Raw genomic sequence first — 5,748 nt, 5'->3', positions numbered from 1 at the left:
GTAACAAACTCCTTATTCAAGAGGCCCCACTACAGGTGCTGCCTTCTCTCGCTGCCGCTATTGGCTTGAATGAAGCAATTGTGCTTCAGCAGGTGCATTACTGGCTGTCTCGCTCAGAACACAAGTACAACGGAGCTACGTGGTTCTACAAGACGGATGAAGAGTTCCAGTATGAGTTTCGCTTCTGGTCTCCAAGCACGTTCCGTAGAACGCTGAGTAGTCTGAAAAAGCTTGGCCTGATCCGTATTGATCACCTTCACGGCGAATTGAAAGGCGACAAGTTCAACCGTACTAAGTGGTATTCAATCAACTACGCCGCACTGACGGAAATTGAGCGCAAAGCCAGCAGTGACGCATCTGGTCAAAATGACCAAATCGAAGTAACCGAGCGAGCAGATGCATCTAGTCAAATTGACCAACTCCCATCTAGTCAAAGTGAACAGATGGCATCTGGTCAAAATGACCAAATGTTACAAGAGAATACAACAGAGAATACAACAGAGAGTGCACGCGAACCTGAACACCCTGTTTTCCAGCAGTACGAAGACGACAATCAGCGAATGACTTTGAGCTGGCAGTATCGTGAAAACCCTTTCGCTGAGCGCTGTCTGTCGATGGGAGTCAACCTGAACACGGTTAACCGCACCCTGATTACCGATGCCCTGCAAGGCTTCCGGAACTACCATGAGCCGAAAGGGCGCTCGAACTCCCAGAGCGGCTGGGAAAGTCAGTTTGCGATGTGGCTGAAGAAAGACATCCAGCGCAGCAAAAGCGCGATACCTGCAGCGGCAAACGGATATTCAGCCCCGTCAGCGCCGCCAGCATGGCGCGAATTCGATTTTGATCAAATTTGAGGCTCGACATGGAAAGCATGGAGTTTAAGCACAGCGGTTTCGAGGCAGAGCGCACAGTAGCGATGCTGACGATTCTGGACAACAGTGTGTTGGCTGAGATAGACCTTCCGTTGGGCTGGTTTGGCAACGAGCATATTCGGGCTGTACTGGAAACTGCGAGCAGCCTGAACAGCCAAGGGGTGCCAGCAGAGCCGACCACCATTGCTGAGCGCCTATCTGATAGCCGGCCTGGTGTTGATTGGATGTCTTACATCGTGGATCTGTGCCGCAATGTCATTGGTCACCGAAATAGTCTGAACTCATACGTGGATGTAATTCGTAGTGAGTACCAGCGCAGGCAGTCTCAGACAATAGCTCAGCGCCTGATTGCTGATGTGGCGGACGAGGGGCAGAACGCAGTGGATTTGGCAATTCGGGAACTGATGGATCTTAACATGCGCAATCGAAGCTATGACTACGATGCGAAAGCCGTAGTGAAGGCGGGTATTGAATACACCGAAAAGGCTTTTGAGGCTGCTCAAAACGGTGGGCAGATCGGCATTACCACCGGGCTTAGTGATCTCGATAAAGCGACAGGCGGGTTTCATGGTTCCGATTTAGTTGTAATTCCGGCTCGACCGGCAATGGGCAAGACCGCCCTGATGCTGAACTTGGCTCTGAATAGCAATGCTCGATTTGGGGTTATTTCCAGCGAGCAGGGCGTAGAGCAGATGGGTACCCGGATGATCTCCATTCAGGGGCAGGTATCAGGCGCACGTATTCGTAACGGCAGCCTGACGGATGAGGACTGGCGCAGCTTTGAGGTAGGTGCTCGCACACTGCTGAATAACGCCAAATTCCACCTGAACGATGATCCGGTGATAACCATCGGTGAGATACAGCGACAGGCGCGTAAGTGGAAGTTTACCCACGATATCCAGATTCTCTTTGTTGATTATATCCAGCGCATCCAGCCTACCGATTCGCGACTAGCAAAGCATGCTCAGGTTGAGGAGGTAACTCGTGGCCTAAAGAACTTGGCGCGAGAGCTAAACATTCCAGTAGTCGCTTTGGCCCAGGTAAACCGAGAGTGCGAAAAGCGCCCAGATAAACGCCCTGGCATGGGAGATATAGCTGACGCCTCTATCGTGGAGAAAGAGGCTGACAGTATTTGGACGCTGTATCGCGACGAGGTTTATAACTCAGACACTCACGACCAAGGTGTTGCGGAAATCAATATCTGCAAAAACCGCCACGGCCCAACTGGGGCTGTTCGCGTGGTATGGGACGGCAAATGCTTCAAGTTCCGAGATATTTATCGAGGGGAGGTGTAATGGCTACTGAATCAATCGAAATCATCATCCAGAACCCGTTGGTAAAGCGTGAGCGTATGAGTCATGCGTGGGAGCTGGTAAGCAAGGCGCTTCAGGCTGGCCCCGTTGTGGTAACCCTTGGTCGTGAGAAGCGAACCCTCGATCAAAACGCAAAGCTCTGGGCCATGCTCACCGATGTAAGCCGTCAGGTTGAGTGGTATGGACGCAAGCTCACCAACGAAGACTGGAAGCATGTAATGACCGCGGGTCTCAAGCAGCAAGAAGCCGTGCCAGGCATTAACGGCGGTTTTGTCGTATTGGGCCAATCGACCAGCAAGATGCGTAAACGCGAATTCGCTGAACTGATTGAACTGATATACGCATTTGGTTGTGAGCATGGCGTTAAGTGGTCTGAGAAATCTGAAGGCATTTGTGCTGAGTACAAGCAGTGGCTGGAAGAGGCGAGAGCGAAGGAGAGAGGGCAGGCCGCATGACCAAAGATGAAAAGCAGTGGCTACCTGATGTAGCTGATCTGGGTTGTGTCGTATGTCGCAATGCGGGCTTTGGGCAATCCCCAGCAGAGATACACCACGTTCGCACCGGTCAGGGTACAGCTCAGAGAGCAAGCAATAAGCAGGTTTTGCCGCTATGCCCACCGCATCATCGTACTGGTGGTTACGGTGTGGCCTTTCACTCTGGCCAGAAAGCATGGGAAGAGCAGTACGGAACAGAGACCGAATTGCTTAAGCAGGTAGAGAGCGAAGTGCTCGAATATCGGAACAGCATCATAGGGCGGACGGCATGAACTGCAAACTCTCATGGGGAATAGATGGGCATGGTAAGCGTTGGTACTACTGCGCCCGATGCAATACACAGCCAACCAATATGACAAATGCACAACAGTACGATTTTGAAGAAGCGTGCGATATGAAGAACAAGCGAGTTCTGTATCAAAACGCAGCAGAGAAGTAAGCCAGCCGGACACTGGCTCAAATTGAACAAATAGTAGACAAATGTAGAGGACGGGACAGATGGAAAGCAAAACTCTATTCAAAACAGATGGTGTGGAAGTACAGCAATCCAGCAGAGGCGCGATCTCTTTTGGGTATACCGATAGCACAGATGCAATGTTCGATCTGTATGCGCGCATAGCGGAGCTAGAGATGCAGGTCGTAAAGGTTGAGCACGAGCGCGATAAAGCCCTGTCTGATGCGGATAAATGGTCAGCAGCTCATGACGGTGTAGAGGCTGAGCGCAACCAGCTCGAAACACACAATGAGCGGCTGCGATCTGAGCTTTTAAAGTTTCGCCCCTTCCCGCACGGCAATTTCGAGTATATGGAAGGCTCAGAAGGAATGGGCGAAAGCGTGGAGCAGTTGCTCGCTGAATCCCCAGCCGCCAGTCTCGCAGAGATTCAGGCACAGGCAGTAAACAGCTTCGCTCAAGAGGTCGGTGTCTTTGATGCTGAATACGATGATCAAGAATACGTCGAGATTCCGCGCTACAAGGTCCGTGAGTATATTGAGCAGATCCGCCAGCAAGCGCAGGAGGCATCCCAATGAGCGTATTTCAGTGCGAGAACTGTGGTTGCGTAGAGAATACCGCTCTTGCCGTTCAGGGCTTCAAGGGCTGGCCTGAGAAGTCGTTTGATTGGTCTTATGCTCCAGAGCGTAAAGGCAAGCTGCTTTGCAGTGCGTGCGGCCCGGTTAAAACAAGATCAGGGCAGGCTACAGAGTTCGGCGAGTGGCATGACGAGTTTGAGCGTACCTTTCTTCCATTGGGGCAGTTCAAAACAAACAGCCGAGGCAATCTAGAGCATATCGAAAGCGGCGATACCGATTACCGTAAGTTTGCGATTGAGCAGGAGGCAGCACAGTGAGCGAGTTAACTGCATTTGGAAAGCTGATAGCTGCGTCTGCTGCGTTGGCTTTTCGTTTAGCTAGATTGATTGTTGTGATTTGCGCGATGCCTGTGTGGTGTTTATGGATGCTCGGCGAGCTACTGATCATTAAGTCGCCGTCCTCTTGGGAGAACTTTAGTTGGTGCCTGGATGTGGCAATGGAGAAGGTTGATTTTTCTCCATATCAATCAGACGCGGAGGCTTATTTTTTCTCTGTCTGGGTTGCTGGCGCTGTATCGCTATGCGCTCTTCTGGTCGCACTTTTGAAATTGGGCGGGTGACGGATGAGTTGTGATCAAAAAGAAGCGGGGGCAATGAAGAGCTACTACAAAAAGCGCCTAGCAGAGAGTCAGGCGGCTCTGGATGAAATGATTGAGCGCTCCCATAGCGCGGACGGGGAAGAGTTTGAGCGTTTTGTTGAAGAGGTCACAGCAGCTCAGCGCGAAGTGAATAACTGGAAAGGTGCACTGGAGGGGCTTAATGCAACGGGGGCGTGAAGAGCACCAGTTGGACCTGATCGAGTCTTGGGGCGATGCCCCGGGCTTCGGCCTGGATGATGTGCCGGTGATCCGTCCGGGCTTGCCGGTATCTCGCCGCTATGCGATTACGCCGGTGCCTAAACCAAGACAGACCCAGCGCGATCGATGGGCAAAGCGTCCAGCAGTAGTCCGGTATCACGCATTCAAGGATCAGGTGCGAGAGCTGGGAATCGATGTACCCGAAACCGGCAGTCGCATGATCTTCGTTATGCCAATGCCGCAGAGCTGGAGCAATAAGAAGAAAGCTCAGATGTTAGGCCAGCCGCACAAGCAAAAGCCTGACACAGACAACATGATCAAAGCAGTACTCGACTCAGTGCACAAAGAAGACAGCCAGATTTACCACGTTGACGGGCTGAAGTTCTGGGGCAATGAGGGAGCAATCATTATCCAAGAAATCCAGCAGGCGCTATGTCTGGATGGTGACCACATTGTCTGGAAGGAGATGTAACCGTGTCGGATATGAAGCAACGCATCGATAAGCTGGTTCAGGTTTTCGTTAACTACAGCCTAAGCCCCGATCAGGATGCAGGGTGGCATGCTCCGCCACGACCCGAATGGACGGAGCAACAGGCAAAGCGAAGCTCTGCTTCATTCCGTGTGCGCCAGATGACGGCCGCCTTCAAGTCATGCGACGAGAAACAGGCCAATGATTCGTCTGACCGCAAGATGATGGATGAGATCCGCTATCTGCGCCGGAAGCATCACGACTACAACCTGGCGGTGATGCTGCTTTCACGGTTACCGGAGAAGTATGCAGAGGCGATATTGGCAGAGCCTTACCTTCGCGGCGTGTACAAGAAGCCATTCACGGATATCAGCGTGTCGAAAGAACTGTGCTGCCCAGTGCATCGTTACCGTCATGCAAAGAAGATGGCGTACAAGGGTATGACTGAAGCGCTTGCCATTATTGATGACTATGAGTCTTGTCGGAGGGAGGTGGCGTGAGCGATGTGAAGTATTGTGTAGAATGTAAGCATGCAGAATTTGAGCCTTTCGAAAGCTCGGAATCTACGCAAGGGGCGCTGATGGTCGATGGAATAGTGCAAGGTGCGCGTTATTGCTCTGTCAGTCCTTTGTTGAAAGGTAGTGCTGATCGTGTGGGTTGCGGCTACGAGAGAAAGTACGGCCACTGCGGGAGAGGTGCGGCGCTATTTGAGCTT

At 51.9% G+C, this 5,748-nt stretch carries 12 protein-coding genes; all 12 read left to right on the top strand.

Annotated elements, in window-relative coordinates:
* Positions 1–854, top strand: an 854-nt coding sequence (locus tag ABYW01_RS12395; RefSeq protein WP_372833096.1) for a DnaT-like ssDNA-binding domain-containing protein, incomplete at its 5' end; no start/stop codon positions are given.
* Positions 855–862: 8 nt separating this feature from the next.
* The gene (locus ABYW01_RS12390; protein WP_372833093.1) at positions 863–2,167 is read left to right on the top strand and encodes a replicative DNA helicase; all 1,305 of its coding nucleotides are present in this window, start codon (positions 863–865) and stop codon (positions 2,165–2,167) included.
* Positions 2,167–2,640, top strand: a complete 474-nt coding sequence (locus ABYW01_RS12385) for a recombination protein NinB (protein WP_372833090.1) — start codon at positions 2,167–2,169, stop codon at positions 2,638–2,640. Before ABYW01_RS12390 ends, ABYW01_RS12385 begins: the two co-directional genes overlap by 1 nt.
* Complete coding sequence (locus ABYW01_RS12380; protein ID WP_372833088.1) at positions 2,637–2,951, top strand: Ref family recombination enhancement nuclease; 315 nt, start codon at positions 2,637–2,639, stop codon at positions 2,949–2,951. Before ABYW01_RS12385 ends, ABYW01_RS12380 begins: the two co-directional genes overlap by 4 nt.
* The gene (locus tag ABYW01_RS12375; RefSeq protein ID WP_372833086.1) at positions 2,948–3,118 is read left to right on the top strand and encodes a hypothetical protein; all 171 of its coding nucleotides are present in this window, start codon (positions 2,948–2,950) and stop codon (positions 3,116–3,118) included. Before ABYW01_RS12380 ends, ABYW01_RS12375 begins: the two co-directional genes overlap by 4 nt.
* 59 nt (positions 3,119–3,177) lie before the next feature.
* Entirely contained in the window at positions 3,178–3,708 is a 531-nt protein-coding gene (locus ABYW01_RS12370; protein ID WP_372833083.1) for a hypothetical protein, read from the top strand.
* Positions 3,705–4,025, top strand: coding sequence for a hypothetical protein (locus ABYW01_RS12365; RefSeq protein ID WP_372833082.1), 321 nt, complete (start codon positions 3,705–3,707; stop codon positions 4,023–4,025). The genes ABYW01_RS12370 and ABYW01_RS12365 overlap by 4 nt, the downstream gene beginning before the upstream one ends.
* Positions 4,022–4,327 carry a hypothetical protein gene (locus ABYW01_RS12360; protein ID WP_372833081.1) on the top strand — a complete coding sequence of 102 codons (306 nt, stop codon included), beginning with the start codon at positions 4,022–4,024 and terminating at the stop codon, positions 4,325–4,327. The genes ABYW01_RS12365 and ABYW01_RS12360 overlap by 4 nt, the downstream gene beginning before the upstream one ends.
* A gap of 3 nt (positions 4,328–4,330) precedes the next feature.
* On the top strand, positions 4,331–4,543 hold the full coding sequence (locus tag ABYW01_RS12355) for a hypothetical protein (protein WP_372833080.1): 213 nt from the start codon (positions 4,331–4,333) through the stop codon (positions 4,541–4,543).
* Entirely contained in the window at positions 4,527–5,036 is a 510-nt protein-coding gene (locus ABYW01_RS12350) for a RusA family crossover junction endodeoxyribonuclease (RefSeq protein WP_372833078.1), read from the top strand. Before ABYW01_RS12355 ends, ABYW01_RS12350 begins: the two co-directional genes overlap by 17 nt.
* A 2-nt stretch (positions 5,037–5,038) precedes the next feature.
* Positions 5,039–5,533 (top strand): hypothetical protein, encoded by a 495-nt coding sequence (locus ABYW01_RS12345; protein WP_372833077.1) that lies wholly within the window; start codon positions 5,039–5,041, stop codon positions 5,531–5,533.
* Positions 5,530–5,748 (top strand): hypothetical protein (locus ABYW01_RS12340; RefSeq protein ID WP_372833076.1); only part of this gene is annotated, 219 nt, incomplete at its 3' end. The genes ABYW01_RS12345 and ABYW01_RS12340, both read left to right, overlap by 4 nt.

Origin of the sequence: Pontibacterium sp. (genome assembly GCF_041587635.1) — a bacterium.
Taxonomy (GTDB): Bacteria; Pseudomonadota; Gammaproteobacteria; order Pseudomonadales; family Balneatricaceae; genus Pontibacterium.
This window is presented reverse-complemented; position numbering and strand designations above follow the sequence as displayed.